This is a genomic window from Nocardia asteroides, assembly GCF_900637185.1.
In the GTDB taxonomy this organism is placed as follows: Bacteria; Actinomycetota; Actinomycetes; order Mycobacteriales; family Mycobacteriaceae; genus Nocardia; species Nocardia asteroides.
Map to the genome: position 1 here is coordinate 6,473,415 of NZ_LR134352.1, position 20,372 is coordinate 6,493,786.

Consider the following 20,372-nt stretch of genomic DNA (forward strand, 5'->3'; position numbering starts at 1 on the left):
CACCCGGACGCAACCATTACGCGGCGGTCAACCCCACCATTGTGTCCAAAGCAGTACACCGGTCGTGATCAACACGACGGCCGACCCGGACAGCGCCGCCACGCCCCGGTTCCGATCGGCGAACAGCTGGGCCGTGACCACGACGACGGCGGCCAGAACGTGCCAGGTCAGCGACTCGGCGCCGGGCCCAGGGAAATCGCGGCGCGCGCCCATCACCGCGGCGCCCGCCACCACACACAGCAGCACCACTACGCCGCCGGCGACCACGCCGCTGAGCGCGCGCACCAGCGTCACGGTGCGATCACCGGCACCCCGCTCGCCTTGCCGATCAGCGCCTCGAACTGTTCCGGATCGGTCCGGCAGGCGCCGATCTCGATGGTCTTGTTGCTGCCGTGGTAGTCCGACGAACCGGTCCGCAGCAACCCGAGCTCGGCCGAAAGGTCGGTCAGCACCGCGCGATCGGCGTCGCTGTGGTCGGGATGGTCGATCTCGAGGCCGCCGAGCCCGAACGCGGCCAGATCCCTGATCTCCTCGAGCGCCAGCAGCCTGCCCCGCTTGCGAGCCCGCACGTGCGCGATCACGCTCACTCCGCCCGCGGCGGCGATCAGCTGCACCGCCCGGCTCAGCGGGGTGTCGGCCTTCTCCGCGTAGTACGGGCCGTGCGGAGCGAGCAGGTCCTTGAACGCGGCGTCCACGCTCTCCACCACGCCCGCCTCGACCAGCGCCCGCGCCAGATGCGGGCGTCCGGCCGCCGGGCCCGCGCCGGCCAGCACCGCGTCGGGGTCGACGGGCAGGCCGTCGGCCACCATCTTCTCCGCCATCGCGCGCACCCGCGCCACCCGCTCGGCGCGCAGCCGTTCGCGTTCCTCGGCGAAGCCGCGGGCCGTGGGGTCGAACAGGTAGGCCAGCAGGTGGACCGGCACGGGGTAGCCGTCCTCACCCATCCCCTGGCACGACATCTCCATCCCGCGCACCAGGGTCAGGCCGGGCGGGCGGGCCGCCTCGGCCTCGGCCCAGCCCGCGGTGGTGTCGTGGTCGGTGATCGCGACGACGTCGAGACCGGCCGCCGCGGCACGGCGCACCAGCTCGGCCGGGCTGTCCGTGCCGTCGGAGGCCGTCGAATGGGTATGCAGATCGATGCGCACACTCTCAGTCTTACAGTGCGGTCTCACCGGGCGTGCGCTCCTGGGCCGACTACGCCGGTGCCCGTAGGCTCGGGCGCGTGCCTTCGCTACCGCAGATGCCGTCGTTTCGCGGGCCGAGCAGACCGGCACCGCCACGGCCGCGGGTCCCGGTGCCCACCGCGCGCGCCATCGTCGACTGCGGTGTCTATGTCGACGGCAAGCGGCTGCCCGGCCATTTCACGCCGGAGCGGGCGCTGGCCGCCGCGACCGCGACCGAGGCCGGGTTCGTCTGGGTGGGGCTGCACGATCCGGACGAGGGGCAGATGACCGACATCGCCCAGATCTTCGGCCTGCACGCGCTGGCGGTGGAGGACGCGGTGCAGGGCAGGCAGCGCCCGAAGCTGGAACGCTACGACCACACGCTGTTCCTGGTGATGCGCACCGTCAGCTACATCGAGCACGACATCCACGCCATCAGCGAGATCGTCGAGACCGGCGACATCATGGTCTTCACCGGCCCGCACTTCGCCATCACCGTGCGCCACGGCGAGCACACCGGACTGGCCGGCGTGCGCCACGAGCTGGAACGCCGGCCCGATCAGCTGCGCCTCGGCCCGATCGCGGTGCTGCACGCGGTGGCCGACCACGTGGTCGACTCCTATGTCGACGTGGCCGAATCGGTGGAATCCGATATCGACGAGATGGAGGAAGCGGTGTTCACGCCCGCCTCCAAGATCGGCATCGGTTCGATCTACCAGCTGAAGCGGGAGGTGGTCGAGCTGCGCAGGGCCGTCTCGCCGCTGGGCCCGCCGTTGCAGCTGCTGGTGCACAACCAGGATCTGCCGGTGCCCAAGGAGATCCGCCGCTATCTGCGCGACGTCGCCGACCACCACACCAGCGTCACCGAGCACATCGCCTATTTCGACGAATCGCTGAGCGGCCTGGTCAACGCGGCGCTGGCCAAGATCAGCGTCCAGCAGAACACCGACATGCGCAAGATCGCCGCCTACGCCGCCATGGCCGCCGTGCCGACCATGATCGCCGGCATCTACGGCATGAACTTCGACTCCATGTGGGAGCTGCGCCAGCCATGGGGTTATCCGGTGGTGGTGCTGATCATGGTCGCCCTGTGCGGTGTGCTGCTGGTGGTGTTCCGGCGCAGCAAGTGGATCTAGAGGTTCACCGCGCCACGGCCCGGGTCGCGCACGTCGATCCCGGCCTCGGCCCACGCGTCACGCAGGGCCTGCGCGCCGCGTACCCGTACCCACGCGGCCTCGGTGGCGGTGATCGGGGTGACGGTGAGATACCGCACCGGTTCGGCCGGTTCGGGCAGCGAGACCTCGGTGATGTCGCTCTCGCCGAGCAGCACCGCCGTGAAGGGCGCGTTGTGCCACAACGGTTCTCCCAGGTCGAGCAGCGCGTCCGCTTGCAGCACAACGCCTTCCACCGACGGCGTCGCGACGAGCACGCCCAGCGACCTGACCACACCGGCCTGCGGACCGGCGCTCGCCAGCAGCGTCAGCACCAGTTCGGCGCGCGGGCCGCGCACCGGGTCGGCCAGCAGATCGGCCGGATCTCCCATCGGATGGCGTGACCCGCCCAGCGTCGCGTAGTGCACCGCGCCGTCACCGGGGATGCGCAGGATCTCGATCGGCTCCAGCCCGAGGAAGGTCACCGAGGCCGAGTCGACCCCGGCGCGCTCGACGCCGTAGTGGTCCAGCACCGCGGTGCGGACCGTGTCCACCACATCCATGACGTCACAGGGCCAATCGGGCCAGCATGTCGCGGGCGCGCTCGGCGGTCTTGGGGTCGCACAGCACGTCGTAGCGGCCGGCCACCAGCTGCATGGTGGAGGCGAAGTCGCGCTGGCCCTTGGTGGCCGCGTACGGGATCGAGGTGGTGATCACGCCGAACACGATGCCACCGAGCAGACCGACCACCAGCGGGCCCAACGCTCCGCCGGTGGTGGTGAACAGGCTCAGCAGCAGACCGAGGAACAGGCCGAGCCAGGCGCCCGAGACCACGCCGCCGCCGATGACCTTGCCCCAGGTCAGGCGGTACAGCACCCGCTCGACCTGCATGAGATCGACGCCGACGATGGTCACGTCCTGCACCGGGAACTGCCCGTCGGCCAGGTAGTCGACCGCGCGCTGCGCCTCGGCGTAGGTCGGATACGAGCCGACCGGCCAGCCCGACGGCGGCGTCGGCAACGCCTGCCGCCCGCGATTCGGGTTGCCCAAGGGATTCGTCATAGTCCCATTCTGCTAGTTCTGGTCCGGCTGGGGCGGAGTGAAACGCGTTGTGCGCGTCATTCCCGCAGCTCGGCCCTTCTCCGCTATGACCTGCGCCATCTTCGCGCTGGCCTCATCGATCATCTCATCGCCCAGCATCACCGCGCCACGAGCGCCGCCGGCGGCGGAGGTGTGGAAGGCGTAGGCCTCCAGGATCAGTTCCGCGCGGTCGTAGTCGGCCTGGCGCGGGCTGAAGATCTCGTTGCAGGCGTCGACCTGATCGGGGTGCAGCACCCACTTGCCGTCGAAACCCAGTGCGGCGGTGCGCCCGGCCGCCCGCCGGAAGCCGTCGACATCGCGGACCTGCAGGTAGGGACCGTCGATCGCCTGCAGCCCGTGCGCGCGGGCGGCGAGCAGGATGGTCATCAGGATGTGGTGGTAGGCGTCGCCGACGTCGTAGCCCTCCGGCTGTTCGCCGACCACCAGCGTGCGCATGTTGATACTGGCCATGAAATCGGCCGGACCGAACACCAGCGCCTGCACCCGGGGGCTGGCGGTGGCGATCGCGTCGATGTTGCGCAGGCCGATGGCGTTCTCCAGCTGCGGCTCGATCCCGATCCGCCCGAGCTCGAGCCCGCAGGCCTTCTCCAGCTGGGTCAGCAGCAGATCCAGCGCCCGCACCTGCCCGGCGTCGGTGACCTTGGGCAGCAGGATCGCGTCGATCGCCGCGCCCGCGCCCTCCACGACGGTGATCACGTCGGCGTAGGTCCACTCGGTGGACCAGTCGTTGACCCGGACCACCCGCAGCTGCGCGCCCCAGCCCGGCTCGTTCAGCGCGGCCACGATATTGGCGCGCGCGGCCGTCTTGGCGCCCGCCGCCACGGCGTCCTCGAGATCGAGGAAGACCTCGTCCACCGGCAGGCCCTTGGCCTTGGCGATCATCTTCGGGTTGCTGCCGGGTACGGCCAGCACTGAGCGGCGGGGCTTCATGGGCCCTCCTCCTTTGTTCGTCACACCGGCCGTGGCGGGTGCTGCCCGGCCGTTGCGGACCGCCTAGCCTGAGGGTCATGGCAACCACCAGGGTGTACGTCGCCCGGCTCGCCGGCCTGACGGTGCTGGGTCCGGACGGGGAGTCTATCGGCCGGGTCCGCGACGTCGTCGTGGCCGTCCGGCACGGGCGCCAGCAACCACGGGTGCACGGCCTGGTCGTCGAATTGGTCACCCGGCGGCGGATTTTCGTGCCGATGCTGCGCGTCACCGCGATCGAGCCGGGCATCGTCACCCTCAACACCGGCACCGTGAGCCTGCGCCGGTTCGCCCAGCGCCCCGGCGAGATGCTGGCGCTGGCCCAGATCGTGGATTCGCAGGTGCGGGTGAACGATCCCGGCCTGCCGGACCTGGCCGGGGTCGACGTGTTCGTCTCCGATCTCGGCATCGAGCAGACCAGGACCAGGGACTGGGTGATCGGCCGGGTCGCGGTGCGCGGGCACCGCCGGATCGGGCGCAGGCGCACCGTGCACGTGGTGGACTGGTCCCAGGTCGACGGCCTCACCCCCGCCGATGTGGGCCGCCCGGGCCAGGACGTCACCACCCTGCTCGAGCAATTCGAGGGCCTGCGCGCCGCCGACGTGGCCCACCGGTTGCGCGAGCTGCCGGAGAAGCGCCGCGTCGAGGTGGCGATCGCGCTCGACGACGAACGCCTCGCCGACGTCGTCCAGGAGCTGCCCGACGACGACCAGGTGGACCTGCTCGGCCATCTCGAGGTGCGCCGCGCCGCCGACGTGCTCGAGGCGATGGACCCCGACGACGCCGCCGACCTGCTCGGCGAGCTCCCGGAGAGCGAAGCCGAATCGCTGCTGGCCCTGATGGACCCGGAGGAATCCGAGCCGGTCCGCAGGCTGCTCGCGCATTCGCCCGACACCGCGGGCGGTCTGATGACGCCCAAGCCGATCGTGCTCAGCCCGTCGACCACCGTCGCCGAGGCGCTGGCCCGGGTCCGCGATCCCGATCTCACCCCGGCGCTGGCCTCGATGGTGTTCGTCGTCCGGCCGCCCACCGCCACCCCGACCGGGCGCTACCTCGGGTGCGTGCACATCCAGGTGCTGCTGCGCGAACCACCGGCGCATCTGGTCGGCGGCATCGTCGACACGGACCTGACGCCGCTGGCGCCTGACCTGCCGCTCTCGGCGGTGACCAGGTACTTCGCCACCTACAACCTGGTCTGCGGGCCGGTGGTCGACGCCGAGAATCACCTGCTCGGCGCGGTGACCGTCGACGACGTGCTCGACCACCTGCTGCCGGAGGACTGGCGTGAAGAAGAGGAACAGCAGTTCGCCCACACCGAGCTGGGCCCGGACGGGAGCCGGCTATGAGTGAGAAGAACCCGGCCAGGCAGCGGCTGGAAACCCCGGTCAGCTCGCGGTTCAGCTTCGACTGGGATTCGGAGGCCTTCGCGCGCAGCAGCGAGCGGGTCGCGCGGTTCCTCGGCACCGGGCGCTACCTGGCGATGCAGACGGTGATCGTCATCGTCTGGATCGTGCTCAACGTGTTCGTGGTCGCGCTGCGCTGGGACCCGTACCCGTTCATCCTGCTCAATCTGGCCTTCTCCACCCAGGCCGCCTACGCCGCGCCGCTGATCCTGCTGGCGCAGAACCGCCAGGACAACCGCGACAAGGTCTCGCTGGAGGAGGACCGCAGCCGGGCCGCGCAGACCAAGGCCGACACCGAGTTCCTCGCCCGCGAGCTGGCCTCGCTGCGCCTGGCCGTCGGCGATGTCGCCACCCGCGACTACCTGCGCCGGGAGCTGGAGGAGATCAAGGAGGTGCTCGACCGGATCGACGCGGTCACCGCACCCGACGGCGCGCCGAAGCCGGAGAAGAAGCGAAAAGCCGCACGCAAGAAAACCTCCGGTCAAACGCCCACTCCTGCCCCGGTTTCGCCAGGTGCTCCAGACGAGTAACCGGAAATGCTCTACAACTTCCTGACCGGTAGGTAACCTGGATCACGTTGTTCCGGGCGGCCCGGAGGGGGACTCTGCGGTGCCGCTGCTTCGACGAAAAGGGTTGGTGTGGCCGTGCGAATCTCTGCTCCGATAACGATGTCGGCCCTTGTCGTCGCTGGACTCGTCGCTTCCGGTTCGGCCGTGCAGACCGCGACGCCCAGCACCGCGCCCACCGCGCCGGAGGCCCTGCTCGCCGCGACCGCGAGCACCGCCGAGGACACTCCCGAAACCGATCCCTCCGAGATCGTGGGCCTGCTGCCGGTGAGCCAGGAGGCGCCGCGCAAGCTGCGCGCGCTGTCGCCGTCGGCCAACAGCCTGGCCCCCTTCGCGGGAACCGTGCCGCTGCAGAGCATTTCGCTGCCCACCGGCAGTGGCGCGCTTGGCATCCCGGAGATCGTGCTCGCCGCCTACCGCAATGCCGAGCTGGCGCTGGAGAGCGCTCAGCCCGGTTGCGGGCTCACCTGGAACCTGCTGGCCGGCATCGGCCGTATCGAGTCCGGGCACGCCAGCAACGGCCGCACCGACGCGGCGGGCACCTCCACCACCCCGATCTTCGGCCCCGCGCTCGACGGCACCCTGCCCGGCAACGAGGTGATCAAGGAAGCCGACGGCGGCTTCGTGCGGGCCGTGGGCCCCATGCAGTTCCTGCCCAGCACCTGGGCGCTCTACGCCGCCGACGGCAACGGCGACGGCGCCACCGATCCGCACAACGTCTTCGACGCGGCCCTGGGCGCGGGCAAGTACCTGTGCTCGGGCGGGCTCAACCTGCGCGAGGCGTCCCAGGAGCTGCGCGCGGTGCTGCGCTACAACAACTCGATGTCGTACGCGGCCAACGTGCTGAGCTGGTCGGCGGCCTACCGGACCGGCGGCGCGCCGAGCCAGGTGACCATCTCCCCCGACATCGTGCCGCCGGGCAGCGCCCCGCTGGTCTCCCCGAACGTGCTGGCCGCCACCACCGACGCACCGGTCACCGCGGCGCCGCCGGGAACCACCAACCAGCTGCCGCCCAACACGCCGAAGGTGACCACGCCGACGCAGGTGATGATCACCCTGCCCGGCCTGCCGCCCATCCCCTGCGGCATCTTCTGCCCCGCCCCGGTCGCGCCCGCGCCGGAGGTGTGCGTCAGCGAGCCGGTGCCCGCCCAGATGCCGAATCCGATCGAGCCGGAGCAGCGCCAGGTCGAGCAGACCTTCGGCGCCGCGGCGCCGAAGGATCCGACGAAGCCCGAGCCCGAGCAGCAGGCGACGGCGCCGGTGTGCACCCCGGCCACCACCGAGCAGGCACCCCCGCCTGCCGAGGCGCCCGCGACCGAGGACCCGACGAAGACCCCGGAGCCTGGCGTCGCGCCGGCCGAGGAACCGGCGTCCGCCGAGCCCGCGCCGGTGGCGCCCACGCCGCAGCCGGGGATCACGTTGCCGTTCAACATCGTCATCCCGCTGCCGCCCGGCCCGCCGGCTCCCTAGAAATCAAACCGAAACACAGATCACGGAGGGGTAACAAAAAGGTCTCGGGTGCGGTAATCTCTTCTCATCCAACACGGTTGAGGAGGGCACCACACAGTGGGTCGTCATCGGAAACAGCCTGCTACGACGGTTCGACGTAGCTCGCTCATCGCACTGACCGGATTGGTCCCCGCCGGGCTCGTGGCCGTTACCGCCGCCGCCACCGACGCGACCACCGCGAGTACCGCCGCCGTCGAACACGACCTGCTGCCGGGCGCCGACGCGGAAGCGGCGCCCGAACTGGTCGCCGCGCCCCAGGCCGACCTGGCCGAGGTCGCGCACGCGGAGGCCCGCCAGTCCGCCTCGGCCGCGCCCGTCGTGAAAACCGTTGCGCTGCCGGACAACCGGGCGTCGTCCGATCTGCCCGCGGGCCCGCTGGGCATCCCCGGCATCGCGGTCGCCGCGTACCAGAGCGCCGAAGAGCAACTGGCCGTGGAGAATCCGACCTGCGGCATGTCCTGGAACCTGCTCGCCGGCATCGGCCGGGTCGAGTCGACCCATGCCTACGGCAAGGCCGACGCCGACGGCAACCCGATCAAGGCCGTCTACGGCCCGGTCCTCGACGGCAGCCTGTACGGCAACAATGTCATCCACGACAGCGACGGCGGCGAGCTCGACGGCCTCGGCGGCTACGACCGCGCCATCGGCCCCATGCAGTTCCTGCCCGAGACCTGGCACCGCTACGCCGCCGACGGCAATGGCGACGGCGTCGCCGACCCGCAGAACCTCTTCGACGCCGCCCTCACCGCGGGCCGCTACCTCTGCGACGGCGGCCTCAACATGCGCGACCTGTCCCAGCAGTCCAAGGCCATCCTCCGCTACAACAACTCGATGGCCTACGTCGCCAACGTCATGGCCTGGTCCACCTCCTACTCCAGCGGCATGGCCCCCAAGCCCTCCGACCTCCCCCGAATCTGAGATCCCACCCCACCGACCAGCCCTCGTTTGCCGCTGAACGTGCGCTGACGGTGCTGCTGGCGACCTTGTCGACGCTTGCCGTTCTCGTAGCGGTGGTTCTGTTGGAGCTGAGTCCGCTTTATGTGCCATTGGGCTTCGCGGTGGTGCCCGGGTGCTTTCCGATCGCGACGTTCGTGGCCTTGTTGACCTGGAGCCGAGCGGGGTTCTTCGCGGACGTGTGGATGAATCAGGACGCGGATCAGTTGATCGTGTCCGCGCATCCGGAATTCGTGGCCGCGGTGGCGCAATCCAGGGCCGGGCGGCGGTGAACACGGTGTCGGACCTGCCCAGGGCGTTGCGCTCGCGCGTCGGTATCCGGGCTTCGTGGCGGGTTCGGCACCCGGGTGTCTACGGTGACGACCGGATCAGCCCCAGGACCTTCCCCGAATCCGGGGCAGCATAAAATCGGGCGTATGCCAGTGATTACGGAAGCGGATGTGCGGGCGGCGCTCGCGAAGGTCGACGACCCGGAGATCCGCAAGCCGATCACCGAGTTGGGCATGGTCAAGAGCATCGCCATCGCCGACAGCGGTGACGTGCACGTGGAGATCTTCCTGACGACGTCGGGATGCCCGCTGCGGACCGAGATCGTCCAGCGGGTGACCAAGGCCGTCGCCGATGTGCCCGGTGCGGGCGCGGTGACCGTCGACCTCGATGTGATGAGCGACGAGCAGCGCACCGAACTGCGCAAGTCGCTGCGCGGCGACTCGGCCGAGCCGGTTATCCCGTTCGCCCAGCCCGGTTCGCTCACCCGCGTCTACGCGGTGGCCTCCGGTAAGGGCGGTGTGGGCAAGTCCAGCGTCACCGCCAACCTGGCCGTCGCGCTGGCCGAGCGCGGCCTGTCGGTCGGCGTGCTCGACGCCGACATCTACGGCCACTCCATCCCGCGCATGCTCGGCACCGACGCCCGCCCCACCCAGGTGGAGCGGATGATCATGCCGCCGATCGCGCACGACGTGAAGATGATCTCGATCGCGCAGTTCACCCAGGGCAACACGCCCGTGGTGTGGCGCGGTCCGATGCTGCACCGCGCGCTGCAGCAGTTCCTCGCCGACGTCTTCTGGGGCGACCTGGACGTGCTGCTGCTTGACCTGCCGCCCGGCACCGGTGACGTCGCGATCTCCATCGCCCAGCTGATCCCCAGCGCCGAGATCCTGGTCGTCACCACCCCGCAGATCGCGGCCGCCGAGGTCGCCGAGCGCGCGGGCGCGATCGCCCTGCAGACCAGGCAGCGGATCGCCGGCGTGGTGGAGAACATGTCCTGGCTGGACCTGCCCGACGGCTCCCGGATGGAGCTGTACGGCTCCGGCGGCGGCCAGGTCGTGGCCGAGCGCCTCACCCGAGCCGTCGGCTCCACGGTGCCGCTGCTCGGCCAGATCCCGATCGAGCAGGCGCTGCGCGAGGGCGGTGACGCGGGCACCCCGATCGTGATCGGCGATCCGGACAACCCGGCCGCCAAGGCGCTGCGTGAGGTCGCCGACAAGCTCGCCGTCCGCCGCCGCGGGCTCGCGGGCATGTCGCTCGGTATCGATACCACCCGCCACCTGTAGGCCATGGGTAATTCGACGGGGACGGGCGAAGGTAGCCGACTGGAGAACCGTCGGCCGCCGACGCCGGGTGCCCACGCACATCAATCCGGCCGGAAGTTCGCGGGGAGGCGGAAATGACGTTGCTGCTGTACGTGCTCATCGTCGGGCTGGTGGCGGCGATGCTGTTCCTGCTGGCCAGCGCGGTGTTCGGCCGGTCCGAGGAGCTCGGTCCGCTGCCCGAGGGCACGACGGCCACGGTGCTGCCCGCGCAGGGCGTCACCGGCGCCGATGTGCGCGCGCTGCGGTTCCAGCAGGTGGTGCGCGGTTACAAGGCCGGTGAGGTCGACTGGGCGCTGAGCAGGCTGGCCGAGCGGATCGACGAGCTCGAGCTGGAGCTGGCGCACGCCCGGCAGTGGCAGGCCCACGTGAGCTCCGGGCAGGACCGCCCGTGACCGACCTCGTCGACGACGGGCTGGTGCGCTGCCCGTGGTCGACCGGTTCCGCGCTGTACCGGGATTACCACGACACCGAGTGGGGCAAGCCCCTGCACGGCGACGACGCGCTGTTCGAACGGCTGTGTCTCGAGGCGTTCCAGTCCGGGCTGGCCTGGATCACCGTCCTGCGCAAGCGACCGGCCTTCCGGGCCGCGTTCGCGGGGTTCGAGATCGCCAGGGTGGCCGAGTTCGGCGACGACGACCGGACCCGGCTGCTCGCCGATGCCGGGATCGTCCGCAATCGCGCCAAGATCGACGCGGTGATCGCCAACGCGCGGGTTGCTCGGGACCTGCCGGTCAGCCTCGACGAGCTGCTGTGGTCCTTCGCTCCCGAGCCGCGCCCCCGGCCGGCGGCCATCGCCGATGTGCCCGCGACCACACCTGAATCCATTGCTCTGGCAAAGGAATTGAAGCGCCGGGGCTTCGCTTTCGTCGGCCCGACGACGGCCTACGCGCTGATGCAGGCGACCGGAATGGTGGACGACCACCTGGCGGTTTGCTGGGTCGACCCGGCCCCGAAAGGAACCGACTCGCCAGTCACATTTCGTACTCAGGTGTCCGCCCGAGACGGCAATAGGGAAGAATAGGACCGGTGTGGCCCGCCGAACACCCGGCGAGCCCGAGAACATATGCGCACTCGACCGCGCAGATCTGGAGGGAGCAGAGGATGGCGGCCATGAAGCCCCGTACCGGGGACGGTCCCCTCGAGGCAACCAAGGAAGGTCGTGGAATCGTCATGCGGGTTCCACTCGAGGGTGGCGGGCGTCTGGTCGTCGAACTCACACCGGACGAGGCTGCGGCGCTCGGTGACGAACTGAAGAGCGTCACCAGCTGACCGCACTCACCGCGGTCTCCGCGCTCCTGGCCTGCCCGGAGTGCGGCGACGAACTGCACCCGCGCGATCGTGCGCTGCGTTGCACCACCGGGCACAGCTTCGACATCGCCCGCCAGGGCTATGTCGGGCTGCTGACCGGCGCATCGACCAAGATGACCGGCGACACCGCCGACATGCTCGACGCCCGCGCCGCGTTCCAGGGCGCCGGGCATTTCGCGCCCATCGCCGCTGCCGCGGCCCAGGCGTTCGGCACGACGACCGCGGACGACCCTCGGGCGATCCTCGAGGTCGGCGCAGGCACCGGCTACTACCTCGCCGAGGTGCTCTCGGCGGTTCCGGGCACCGACGGCATCGCACTCGACGTCGCCAAGCCCGCCGCCCGCCGGGCCGCCCGCGCCCATCCCCGCATGGCCTCGATCCTGGCCGATGCCTGGCGCGGCCTGCCGATCCGGGACAACGTACTCACCGGCGTCCTGTCGGTCTTCGCCCCGCGCAACCCCGCCGAGGTCGCCCGGGTCCTCGCACCCGGTGGCCGGTTCGTGGTGGTCACGCCGACCGCCGAGCATCTGCGTGAACTGGTCGGCCCGCTCGGGATGGTCCGGGTGGACCCGGACAAGGAACGCCGCCTGGCCGAGGCCATGGCAGGCACCTTCGAACGTGTCGACCACCGCCGGGTCACGTTCCCGATGAAGCTGTCCCACCGCGATGTCACCCACGTGATCGGGATGGGCCCGTCCGCCTTCCACGGCGCCCCCGCCGACGACCCGCGGATCGCCGCGCTGCCCGATCTCACCGAGGTGACCGCCGCGGTGGCGGTGTCGACTTACCTCCCCGTGGCCTGATCGGCCATTCCCGAACGCTCCCCGGGCTAGCGGAGCACGCTGCGGTACACCTCGAGGGTGTTCTCGGCGATGCGCGCCCAGTCGAACCGCGCGATGGCCCGCGCGCGACCGGCGGCGCCGAAGTCGGTCGCGACGGCCGCATCGCCCGCCACCTCGTTGACGGCGGCGGCGAGACCCCGCTCGTAGGCGGTGGTGTCGCCCGCGTCGTAGTGCACGAGCCGGCCGGTGACGCCGTCATCGACGACCTCGGGAATCCCGCCCACGTCGGAGGCGACCACGGCGGTCGCGCAGGCCATGGCCTCCAGGTTCACGATGCCGAGCGGCTCGTAGACCGAGGGACAGACGAAGACCGCCGAGGCGGTGAGGATCTGGCGCACCTGTTCGGTGGGCAGCATCTCCTTCACCCAGAACACGTTGCCGCGCCGGCGTTGCAGACCGTCGACCGCGTCGGCCACCTCGAGTTCGAGCTCGCGGGTGTCGGCCGCGCCCGCGCACAGCACCAGCTGGATGCCGGGGTCGAAGTGCGCGGCGGCGGTGAGCAGATGACCCACGCCCTTCTGCCGGGTGATCCGGCCGACGAACGACACGATCGGCCGGTCGGTGCGCACGCCGAGACGTTCCAGCACCGGCGCCTCGTCGCCGGCCGGCGGGCCGGGATGCCACACCGTCGCGTCGATGCCGTTGTGCACCACGTGAACCCGGTCGGGGTCGATCGCCGGATAGGCGTCGAGCACGTCGTGGCGCATGCCCTCGCTCACCGCGATCACGGCGTCGGCGTACTCCATCGCGTTGCGCTCCGACCAGGAGGAGAGCCGGTAACCGCCGCCGAGCTGCTCGGCCTTCCACGGCCTGCGCGGTTCCAGCGAATGCGCGGTGAGCACATGCGGAATGCCGTACAGCGCGCCGGCCAGATGCCCGGCCAGGCCCGCGTACCAGGTGTGCGAGTGGACCACGTCGACCGCGCCCACCGCGTCGGCCATGCGCAGCTGCGCCGACATCATCTGCAGCGCGGCGTTGGCGGCGTACAGCTCGGGATCGGGACGATGCACGACCGCGCCGTGGCGCGGCGCGCCCATGCAGTGGACCGTCACCTCGCTCAATTTCCGCAGCCGCGCGGTGAGTTCGGTGACGTGCACGCCCGCGCCGCCGTACACCTCGGGCGGATACTCCCGGGTCAGCATCGCGACCCGCAGCGTTTCCGCCGCCGTCTGCTCGCCGTGGGTGCCAGAACTCACTGGTCCAAATTAGACCCTCGGGTCGACATGAGCCACCGTGGTGCCGCCCAGCCTGTACGTTGACAGGGTGAGGAGCCAGCCGCACGTACTCGGGATCGTGCTCGCCGGTGGCGAGGGCAAACGCCTGTTTCCGCTCACCGCGGACCGCGCCAAGCCCGCGGTTCCGTTCGGCGGAGCGTATCGGCTCATCGACTTCGTGCTCAGCAATCTGGTGAACGCGGGCTATCTACGCCTGTGCGTGCTCACCCAGTACAAGTCGCACTCGCTGGACCGCCACATCTCGCAGACCTGGCGGCTGTCCGGTTTCACCGGTGAGTACATCACCCCGGTGCCCGCGCAGCAGCGGCTCGGGCCGCGCTGGTACACCGGCAGCGCCGACGCGATCATGCAGTCGCTCAACCTGATCTATGACGAGGACCCCGACTACATCGTGGTCTTCGGCGCCGACCACGTGTACCGGATGGACCCGGAACAGATGGTCGCCAGCCACATCGCGTCCGGCGCCGGCGTGACCGTGGCGGGCATCCGCGTTCCCCGCAGCGAGGCGAGCGCGTTCGGCTGTATCGACTCCGACGAGTCCGGCCGGATCACCCAGTTCCTGGAGAAGCCCGCGCACCCACCCGGCACGCCCGACGATCCGAACATGACCTTCGCCTCGATGGGCAACTACGTCTTCACCACCCGGGTGCTGGTCGACGCCATCCGCGCCGACGCCGAGAACTCCGACTCCGACCACGACATGGGCGGCGACATCATCCCAGCGCTGGTCGCGGCCGGCAAGGCCGCCGTCTACGACTTCGCCGACAACGAGGTGCCCGGCGCCACCGAACGCGACCGCGGCTACTGGCGCGACGTCGGGACCATCGACGCCTTCTACGACGCGCACATGGACCTGGTCTCGGTGCACCCGGTGTTCAACCTCTACAACAAGCACTGGCCGATCCGCGGTGCCGCCGAGAACCTGCCACCCGCCAAGTTCGCGCGCGGCGGGCTGGCCCAGGAGTCGATCGTGGGCGCCGGGTCGATCCTGTCGGCGGCCACCGTTCGCAACTCGGTGCTCAGTTCCAATGTGCTGATCGACGACGGCGCCACCGTGGAGGGCAGTGTGCTCATGCCGGGGGTGCGGATCGGCAAGGGCGCGGTGGTGCGGCACGCGATCCTGGACAAGAACGTGGTGGTCGGCGAGGGCGAGATCATCGGCGTGGATCTGGACCGGGATCGCGAGCGGTTCGCCGTGAGCCACGGTGGGGTGGTCACCGTCGGCAAGGGGATCTGGGTCGGCTAGCAGCGCGAGGCGCAGAGCAGACCGTCGCCGATCGGGATGAGCACGCTGGTGAGCTCGGGGTTCTCGGCGATGGCCCGGGTGGCCGCGCGCACGGCCTGGGTGGCCGGGTCGCGCTGAGTCTGGTCGGGGACGCGCCCGCCGAGCAGCGCGTTGTGCAGGATGAACGCGCCGCCCTCGCGCAGCAGGCGCACGCCCTGCTCCACGTAGAACGGGTGTTCCATCGGGGCCGCGTCGACGAAGACGAGGTCGTAGGCGCCGTCGGCGAGCCGGGGTAGGACGTCGAGGGCGCGCCCGTTGATGAGCCGGGTACGCGCCGGCGGGATCTCCGCGGTGCGGAAGGCCTCCTTGGCGGCGCGCTGATGCTCGGGCTCGGAGTCGATCGTGGTGAGGGTGCCGTCCTCGCGCATGCCGTCGAGCAGCCACAATCCGCTGATCCCGGCGCCGGTGCCCACTTCGACGACCGCCCGGGCGCCCAGCATCTGGGCGTACATGCTCAGCAGGGCGCCGACGGAGGCCGGCACGGGCGCGGCACCCAGTTCGGTGGCCCGCTCGCGCGCGTCGAGGAGGACCTCGTCCTCGACGACGGACTCCTCCACATAGGCCAGGTTCCGCTCCACGTTCGATGCCACAGCTATGAGGCTAGGCCACCGAGGGGGTCTGTGTATTCAGCGAATGCGCCGATGTGGATAAGTGTCGCGCGCCGAACAGGCAATTGCCGAAAGTTTGCGGAAAGGTCACGAAGGGCCTGGAACTGCTGTTTTTCCGGTGCGGGCGGGGTTAGGGTCAGGTCCGGCCCGGATTCTCAGGTCTCCCTCAGGATCTCCACATCTGCCCCATATCGGGGCAGGAAATAGTTGCCCTACGCAAGACCAGCCGATCGCGGCGGGTACGAGACGCGGGAACAACCTCACACAGTTGCTGGTTGATTCCGATAGCAAGGTTCGCTGACCCGGACCCGGCAGGTTTCGTGCCAGCGGTCCCGAGTAGGAGGTGTCCCATCCCGATGGTAGACACGGCGCGTCACGCCACACTGCCCGACCAGACCACCACCGCCGACCTCGCCGCGTCCGACGACGCGCAGTTCGAGGGCGAACTCACCGGTACCGCGGCCTTCGACGCGACCGGCGATCGCACCGTCATGCCGTCCTGGGACGAACTCGTCCGCGAACACGCCGACCGCGTGTACCGCCTGGCCTACCGCCTCTCCGGCGACGCGCAGGACGCCGACGACCTCACCCAGGAGACCTTCATCCGGGTCTTCCGCTCGCTGCAGAACTACCAGCCCGGCACCTTCGAGGGCTGGCTGCACCGCATCACCACCAACCTGTTCCTCGACATGGTCCGCCGGCGCAACCGCATCCGCATGGAAGCGCTGCCCGAGGACTACGACCGAGTCCCCGCCGAAGGTCCGACTCCCGAGGAGTCCTACCACGACGCCCGGCTCGACCCCGACCTGCAGAAGGCGCTGGACTCGCTGGCGCCGGAGTTCCGTGCCGCGGTGGTCCTGTGTGACATCGAGGGCCTGTCCTACGAGGAGATCGGCGCCACGCTCGGCGTGAAACTGGGCACCGTGCGCAGCCGGATCCACCGTGGGCGGCAGGCACTGCGCGACTACCTTGCGCATAATGGAACTGAGCAGCGGTACTCCGCTGACGCCTACGCCGGGTGACGCCGTTGTCGACGTCATCGGGCCTCTCGGGTGATGTCGGTCGGAAGGAAGAACTCCGTATGAGCGTGGACCCCAGCTCCGCAGGTCGTCCCCCGCGCTTTCAGCCCACCGAGCATCTGGCCAGCGAGGCGATCGCGGCCTATGTCGACGGCGAGCTCCGCATGAACGCCTACCTGCGTGCCGCACAGCATCTCTCGGTGTGCCCGGAGTGCGCCGCCGAGGTCGACGCCCAGCAGCAGGCGCGGATCGCTCTGCGCCGGGCCGCCGAAGTGGCGGTGCCACGCAGCCTGCACGACAGCCTGACCCGGATCCCGCTGGCCGAACTGCCCGGCACCAGCCCCGAACCGCCGCGCCGTAACGAGGCGATTCTCGGATTCATCACCGATTCCTTCACCGCGACCCGGTGGACAACCTGGCGGCGCAAGTAGAGTCACGGGCGTGACAGGCGAATCGACGAATTCCGGATCGACCGAACACGCGGATTCGGCGGCCGACCGGGGGAACCTGCGGCCGTCGGACGCACCGAGCCTGGGCCCGCGCCCCGTGTACCGGCCGCACATCGACAGCCATACCGCGCGCGCGTTCCGCCGCCCGAACGGGCAGAACGGCTCGTTCGCACCGCACGACCCGCAGCGCCGGGACTCCCAGGACGCCGATCAGCTCATCACCCAGCGCCCGCCGGACGGCGTGCTGGCCGAGGCCTTCGCCCGCCCCGAGGGTTCCGACGAACTGCTGCAGCGCGAGCCGGGGTCCGGCGAGGCGCGCACGGTCGTCGCCGGACCGGTCGATCCCTGGCGTGACCCGGCGGCCGCGGCCCGCCTCGGCGCGCCCGCCGTCGCCACGCCCGCCGCCGAACGTCTGCCCGACGCACCCAAACTCACCGCCCGCGAGGTGCTGTTCGGCTCGCGCGTGGCGCCCAAGGCGCTGGCCGTGCTGGCCGCGCTCGCCCTCGGCATCGCCGTGCTCGGCGGGCTGATCGGGCGGATCACCGCCGAGACCGCCTCGACGCTGACCTCGCGCGAGGTGACCCTCGACCAGAGCGCGGGGGTGGAGGAGCCGCACAGCCGGATCGCCGCCGTGGCCAACGCGGTGCTGCCGTCGGTGGTGTCGATCCGGGTCACCGTCGGCGACAACGGCGCGACCGGTTCGGGTGTCGTCATCGACGGCGCCGGGTACGTCGTCACCAACAACCACGTGATCTCGATGGCCGCCACCGACAAGTCCGAGCGGGCCGCCATCCAGGTGCAGTTCTCCGACGGCACCCGGGTACCCGCCCAGATCGTGGGCCGCGACCCGAAGACCGACCTGGCCGTACTGAAGGTCGAGGCCAAGAACCTGACCGTGGCCAACCTCGGCAAGTCCGCGGACGTGCAGGTGGGCGACGACGTGCTGGCGGTCGGCTCGCCGCTGGGCCTGAGCAAGACCGTCACCTCCGGCATCGTCAGCGCCCTGCACCGCCCGGTGAAACTGGCCGGCGAGGGCAGCGACACCAACGCCGTCATCGACGCCGTGCAGACCGACGCCGCGATCAACCCGGGTAACTCCGGTGGCGCCCTGGTGGACATGCAGGGCCGCGTGGTCGGCATCAACACCGCCATCCGCAGCGAGACCGGCGGCTCGGTGGGCCTGGGCTTCGCCATCCCGGTGGACGTGATGCAGAACGTCGCGCAGACGCTGATCCGCGACGGCCAGATGCACCATCCGACCATGCGCCTGGCCGTGCGCACCAAGACGGTCGCCAACGAGGTCACCAGCGGCGCCGAGGTCGCCGACGTCACGCCCGGCGGCCCCGCCGCCAGAGCGGGTATCGGCGAGGGCGACGTGATCATCCGGATCGGCGACCGCGAGGTGACCAGCGCCGACGAGTTCACCGTGGCCGAGCAGCTGCACCAGATCGGCCAGACGGTGACCGTCCAGCTGGTCCGCGACGGCCGCAAGGTCGACATCCCGGTCACCCTCGAGTCCGACTGACGCCCGAGCAGCACGAATGCCAGGTGGCCGCGCGGCCACCTGGCATTTTCTGTTCGCCCGCACGCAACCACCTCGCACCGGCGCCCGCCCGTGCTGCCAGGTAACCTGGGTTCGTGTTCAGCAATGTCGGGTGGAGCGAGATGATGATCCTGCTCGTCGCCGCCCTCGTGATCCTCGGCCCGGAGCGCCTGCCCGGCGCGGTCCGCTGGACCACGCGTTCGCTGCGGCAGGTGCGCGACTACGCCAGTGGCGCCACCTCGCAGCTCAAGCAGGAACTGGGACCGGAGTTCGAGGAGCTGCGCAAGCCGCTGGCCGAGCTGAACGAACTGCGTGGGATGAGCCCGCGCGCCGCCGTCACCAAGCATCTGCTGGGCGGTGACGACTCGGTGCTGCGCGATCTGGAGAACGCGGTGCCCGACAAGCAGCAGCTGTTCGGGACGAGCAGCGGTATGCCCGGCACCGGATCGACGTCGCTGTCGAAGCCCTCGCTGTCCAAGCCGCTGGAGCGCAACGAGCGCCCGCCGATCGACCTCGACGCGACGTAATCGCCGGAAAACACCGCACGGTCGGCATTTGCCCGGCGGTCGCGTGACCAGGTCACAACCGCGATCACCTCGGCCGATTGTGATTGCCGACAAGTCGAACATGATTGTCGTTGTGGCGCAAGACAGTTGGATGTCAACCGTTATAGACACGGAATGCTGTCGAGCTGTCTAGACTTCGCACATGTCGGCCGATGACGTGGCACGAGTCTTTGCGATCGAGGACAAGGTCGAGCGACTCAAGGCAGCCACCGACGGAGTGGCGGCTGCTCAGCAGACCATCAACGAACTCACCAGGATCAGGCGCGCCGTGATCCGCGAACTCCATGCCGAGGGCTGGACGTTCGCCCGGATCGGCGCCGCGGCTGGACTCTCCCGTGCGCGCATCCATCAGGTGAGCACACAGGGACCGGTCCCCGAGGGCCTGTTCTTCGGGCACGGCGCACTGACCGTGCTCGCCCCCGAGGTCCGTGCCGGGCGGCTGCTCGGCGCACCGGACCCGGCCGCGGCCCAGCGCCTGGCCGAGCTGCTGCGGCAGCTGGGCTTCGCCGCGACCGTGGAGACCTTCCTGCCCGGCAGGCCGGTCGACCTCAACCGCGACGGCCTGGTCGTCCTCGGCGGTCCCGAGCTCTCGCCGAGCCTACGCCAGCTGGTGGTGGCCGACCCGCGCCTGCGCCGGACCGTCACCCGCGCCGGCGACACCCGGCGGGGCATCGAGGACCGCGCCGCGCGCCGGGTCTACCGCCCCGGCGGGACCGAACCGCACGACATCGCCTACCTGGCCCGGCTGCCCCGCCCCGACCGGCGCGGCAGCGTGATGCTGATCGATGGACTGCATCCGCCGGGCTCGCTGGGTGCGATCCGATTGCTGGCCACCCGGCTCGCGACCCTGCACGAACGCGCGAGCAGCCATTTGTTCTCGGTGCTCATCGCGGTCCGGTACGACCGGACCACAGGTGAACCCGTCGACGCAGACCTACTCACCCCGGTTTATCGCCATGAAACCGACCCCAGGTTGGCTACGACCCGGGTTCGTCCATAGTTAGATCTAAACTATGCACACTTTGTGATCTGCATCACGCTATTGTTATGCATCACAAGTTCCGCACGATGTTTAGATTGCTAGCGAGTAACCGAATGTGAGTAGGTGAGCG

General features: G+C 70.2%; 24 protein-coding genes. 17 read left to right on the plus strand and 7 right to left on the minus strand.

Annotated elements, in window-relative coordinates; genetic code table 11:
• Positions 1-27: 27 nt before the first annotated feature.
• Positions 28-294, minus strand: coding sequence for a hypothetical protein (locus EL493_RS29890; protein WP_019048865.1), 267 nt, complete (start codon positions 292-294; stop codon positions 28-30).
• Positions 291-1,145 carry a PHP domain-containing protein gene (locus EL493_RS29895; protein WP_019048866.1) on the minus strand — a complete coding sequence of 285 codons (855 nt, stop codon included), beginning with the start codon at positions 1,143-1,145 and terminating at the stop codon, positions 291-293. The genes EL493_RS29890 and EL493_RS29895 overlap by 4 nt, the downstream gene beginning before the upstream one ends.
• Positions 1,146-1,222: 77 nt before the next feature.
• Between EL493_RS29895 and EL493_RS29900 the strand changes: the two genes are divergently transcribed.
• Complete coding sequence (locus EL493_RS29900; protein WP_030200937.1) at positions 1,223-2,299, plus strand: magnesium and cobalt transport protein CorA; 1,077 nt, start codon at positions 1,223-1,225, stop codon at positions 2,297-2,299.
• Here the strand turns inward: EL493_RS29900 and EL493_RS29905 are convergent.
• Genes EL493_RS29905 through EL493_RS29915 form a run of 3 tightly spaced genes read right to left on the minus strand, consistent with a single transcriptional unit; the run spans position 2,296 to position 4,345 of the window.
• Positions 2,296-2,877 (minus strand): suppressor of fused domain protein, encoded by a 582-nt coding sequence (locus tag EL493_RS29905; protein WP_019048868.1) that lies wholly within the window; start codon positions 2,875-2,877, stop codon positions 2,296-2,298. The genes EL493_RS29900 and EL493_RS29905 overlap by 4 nt on opposite strands.
• A 4-nt stretch (positions 2,878-2,881) precedes the next feature.
• Positions 2,882-3,376 (minus strand): general stress protein, encoded by a 495-nt coding sequence (locus EL493_RS29910; protein ID WP_019048869.1) that lies wholly within the window; start codon positions 3,374-3,376, stop codon positions 2,882-2,884.
• Positions 3,377-3,388: 12 nt separating this feature from the next.
• Positions 3,389-4,345: an HpcH/HpaI aldolase/citrate lyase family protein gene (locus EL493_RS29915; protein ID WP_022566335.1), complete on the minus strand. Its 957-nt coding sequence runs from the start codon at positions 4,343-4,345 to the stop codon at positions 3,389-3,391.
• A 77-nt stretch (positions 4,346-4,422) separates the two neighbouring features.
• Between EL493_RS29915 and EL493_RS29920 the strand changes: the two genes are divergently transcribed.
• The 10 genes from EL493_RS29920 (at position 4,423) to EL493_RS29965 (ending at position 12,516) form a co-directional block, all read left to right on the plus strand.
• A complete protein-coding gene (locus tag EL493_RS29920) occupies positions 4,423-5,727 on the plus strand; it encodes a magnesium transporter MgtE N-terminal domain-containing protein (protein WP_019048871.1) in 1,305 nt (434 codons plus the stop codon).
• Positions 5,724-6,314 carry a DUF1003 domain-containing protein gene (locus tag EL493_RS29925; RefSeq protein ID WP_019048872.1) on the plus strand — a complete coding sequence of 197 codons (591 nt, stop codon included), beginning with the start codon at positions 5,724-5,726 and terminating at the stop codon, positions 6,312-6,314. Before EL493_RS29920 ends, EL493_RS29925 begins: the two co-directional genes overlap by 4 nt.
• 183 nt (positions 6,315-6,497) lie before the next feature.
• Positions 6,498-7,820 carry a lytic transglycosylase domain-containing protein gene (locus EL493_RS29930; protein ID WP_019048873.1) on the plus strand — a complete coding sequence of 441 codons (1,323 nt, stop codon included), beginning with the start codon at positions 6,498-6,500 and terminating at the stop codon, positions 7,818-7,820.
• A gap of 96 nt (positions 7,821-7,916) precedes the next feature.
• Positions 7,917-8,777: a lytic transglycosylase domain-containing protein gene (locus EL493_RS29935; RefSeq protein WP_030200948.1), complete on the plus strand. Its 861-nt coding sequence runs from the start codon at positions 7,917-7,919 to the stop codon at positions 8,775-8,777.
• 50 nt (positions 8,778-8,827) lie between these two features.
• Positions 8,828-9,085 (plus strand): hypothetical protein, encoded by a 258-nt coding sequence (locus tag EL493_RS29940; protein ID WP_019048875.1) that lies wholly within the window; start codon positions 8,828-8,830, stop codon positions 9,083-9,085.
• Positions 9,086-9,229: 144 nt separating this feature from the next.
• On the plus strand, positions 9,230-10,366 hold the full coding sequence (locus EL493_RS29945; protein WP_022566339.1) for an Mrp/NBP35 family ATP-binding protein: 1,137 nt from the start codon (positions 9,230-9,232) through the stop codon (positions 10,364-10,366).
• 113 nt (positions 10,367-10,479) lie between these two features.
• Entirely contained in the window at positions 10,480-10,797 is a 318-nt protein-coding gene (locus EL493_RS29950; protein WP_019048877.1) for a DivIVA domain-containing protein, read from the plus strand.
• A complete protein-coding gene (locus tag EL493_RS29955; RefSeq protein ID WP_019048878.1) occupies positions 10,794-11,426 on the plus strand; it encodes a DNA-3-methyladenine glycosylase I in 633 nt (210 codons plus the stop codon). Before EL493_RS29950 ends, EL493_RS29955 begins: the two co-directional genes overlap by 4 nt.
• Before the next feature lie 80 nt (positions 11,427-11,506).
• Positions 11,507-11,674 carry a DUF3117 domain-containing protein gene (locus EL493_RS29960; protein ID WP_011211259.1) on the plus strand — a complete coding sequence of 56 codons (168 nt, stop codon included), beginning with the start codon at positions 11,507-11,509 and terminating at the stop codon, positions 11,672-11,674.
• Positions 11,671-12,516: a putative RNA methyltransferase gene (locus EL493_RS29965; RefSeq protein ID WP_030200951.1), complete on the plus strand. Its 846-nt coding sequence runs from the start codon at positions 11,671-11,673 to the stop codon at positions 12,514-12,516. Before EL493_RS29960 ends, EL493_RS29965 begins: the two co-directional genes overlap by 4 nt.
• Positions 12,517-12,542: 26 nt before the next feature.
• On the opposite strand, the gene glgA is transcribed toward EL493_RS29965, so the two are convergent.
• The gene (gene glgA, locus EL493_RS29970) at positions 12,543-13,709 is read right to left on the minus strand and encodes a glycogen synthase (RefSeq protein ID WP_030200953.1); all 1,167 of its coding nucleotides are present in this window, start codon (positions 13,707-13,709) and stop codon (positions 12,543-12,545) included.
• A gap of 109 nt (positions 13,710-13,818) precedes the next feature.
• Here glgA and glgC point away from each other — a divergent pair, with 109 nt between their 5' ends.
• Positions 13,819-15,036 carry a glucose-1-phosphate adenylyltransferase gene (glgC, locus tag EL493_RS29975; protein ID WP_030200955.1) on the plus strand — a complete coding sequence of 406 codons (1,218 nt, stop codon included), beginning with the start codon at positions 13,819-13,821 and terminating at the stop codon, positions 15,034-15,036.
• Here glgC and EL493_RS29980 read toward each other — a convergent pair.
• Positions 15,033-15,665 carry an O-methyltransferase gene (locus EL493_RS29980; protein ID WP_022566341.1) on the minus strand — a complete coding sequence of 211 codons (633 nt, stop codon included), beginning with the start codon at positions 15,663-15,665 and terminating at the stop codon, positions 15,033-15,035. The genes glgC and EL493_RS29980 overlap by 4 nt on opposite strands.
• Before the next feature lie 374 nt (positions 15,666-16,039).
• On the opposite strand from EL493_RS29980, the gene sigE reads away from it, so the two are divergent.
• From sigE to EL493_RS30005, 5 genes are all read left to right on the plus strand, one after another.
• Positions 16,040-16,705 (plus strand): RNA polymerase sigma factor SigE, encoded by a 666-nt coding sequence (sigE, locus tag EL493_RS29985; protein ID WP_019048884.1) that lies wholly within the window; start codon positions 16,040-16,042, stop codon positions 16,703-16,705.
• Positions 16,706-16,764: 59 nt separating this feature from the next.
• Positions 16,765-17,133 (plus strand): zf-HC2 domain-containing protein, encoded by a 369-nt coding sequence (locus EL493_RS29990; protein WP_019048885.1) that lies wholly within the window; start codon positions 16,765-16,767, stop codon positions 17,131-17,133.
• 10 nt (positions 17,134-17,143) lie between these two features.
• The gene (locus tag EL493_RS29995) at positions 17,144-18,676 is read left to right on the plus strand and encodes a S1C family serine protease (protein WP_019048886.1); all 1,533 of its coding nucleotides are present in this window, start codon (positions 17,144-17,146) and stop codon (positions 18,674-18,676) included.
• 113 nt (positions 18,677-18,789) lie between these two features.
• Entirely contained in the window at positions 18,790-19,221 is a 432-nt protein-coding gene (gene tatB, locus EL493_RS30000; protein ID WP_019048887.1) for a Sec-independent protein translocase protein TatB, read from the plus strand.
• A gap of 181 nt (positions 19,222-19,402) precedes the next feature.
• Positions 19,403-20,260: a hypothetical protein gene (locus EL493_RS30005; RefSeq protein WP_019048888.1), complete on the plus strand. Its 858-nt coding sequence runs from the start codon at positions 19,403-19,405 to the stop codon at positions 20,258-20,260.
• The last annotated feature ends 112 nt before the right edge of the window (positions 20,261-20,372 follow it).

Bases quoted from the DNA above. Each gene is read 5' to 3' on its own strand.
- EL493_RS29920 (WP_019048871.1), top strand. From the start codon at position 4,423: ATGGCAACCACCAGGGTGTACGTCGCCCGGCTCGCCGGCCTGACGGTG.
- EL493_RS29945 (WP_022566339.1), top strand. From the start codon at position 9,230: ATGCCAGTGATTACGGAAGCGGATGTGCGGGCGGCGCTCGCGAAGGTC.
- sigE (WP_019048884.1), top strand. From the start codon at position 16,040: ATGGTAGACACGGCGCGTCACGCCACACTGCCCGACCAGACCACCACC.
- EL493_RS29950 (WP_019048877.1), top strand. From the start codon at position 10,480: ATGACGTTGCTGCTGTACGTGCTCATCGTCGGGCTGGTGGCGGCGATG.
- EL493_RS29905 (WP_019048868.1), bottom strand. From the start codon at position 2,877: ATGGATGTGGTGGACACGGTCCGCACCGCGGTGCTGGACCACTACGGC.
- EL493_RS29910 (WP_019048869.1), bottom strand. From the start codon at position 3,376: ATGACGAATCCCTTGGGCAACCCGAATCGCGGGCGGCAGGCGTTGCCG.
- EL493_RS29960 (WP_011211259.1), top strand. From the start codon at position 11,507: ATGGCGGCCATGAAGCCCCGTACCGGGGACGGTCCCCTCGAGGCAACC.
- EL493_RS29925 (WP_019048872.1), top strand. From the start codon at position 5,724: ATGAGTGAGAAGAACCCGGCCAGGCAGCGGCTGGAAACCCCGGTCAGC.
- EL493_RS29915 (WP_022566335.1), bottom strand. From the start codon at position 4,345: ATGAAGCCCCGCCGCTCAGTGCTGGCCGTACCCGGCAGCAACCCGAAG.
- EL493_RS29990 (WP_019048885.1), top strand. From the start codon at position 16,765: ATGAGCGTGGACCCCAGCTCCGCAGGTCGTCCCCCGCGCTTTCAGCCC.
- EL493_RS30005 (WP_019048888.1), top strand. From the start codon at position 19,403: ATGTCGGCCGATGACGTGGCACGAGTCTTTGCGATCGAGGACAAGGTC.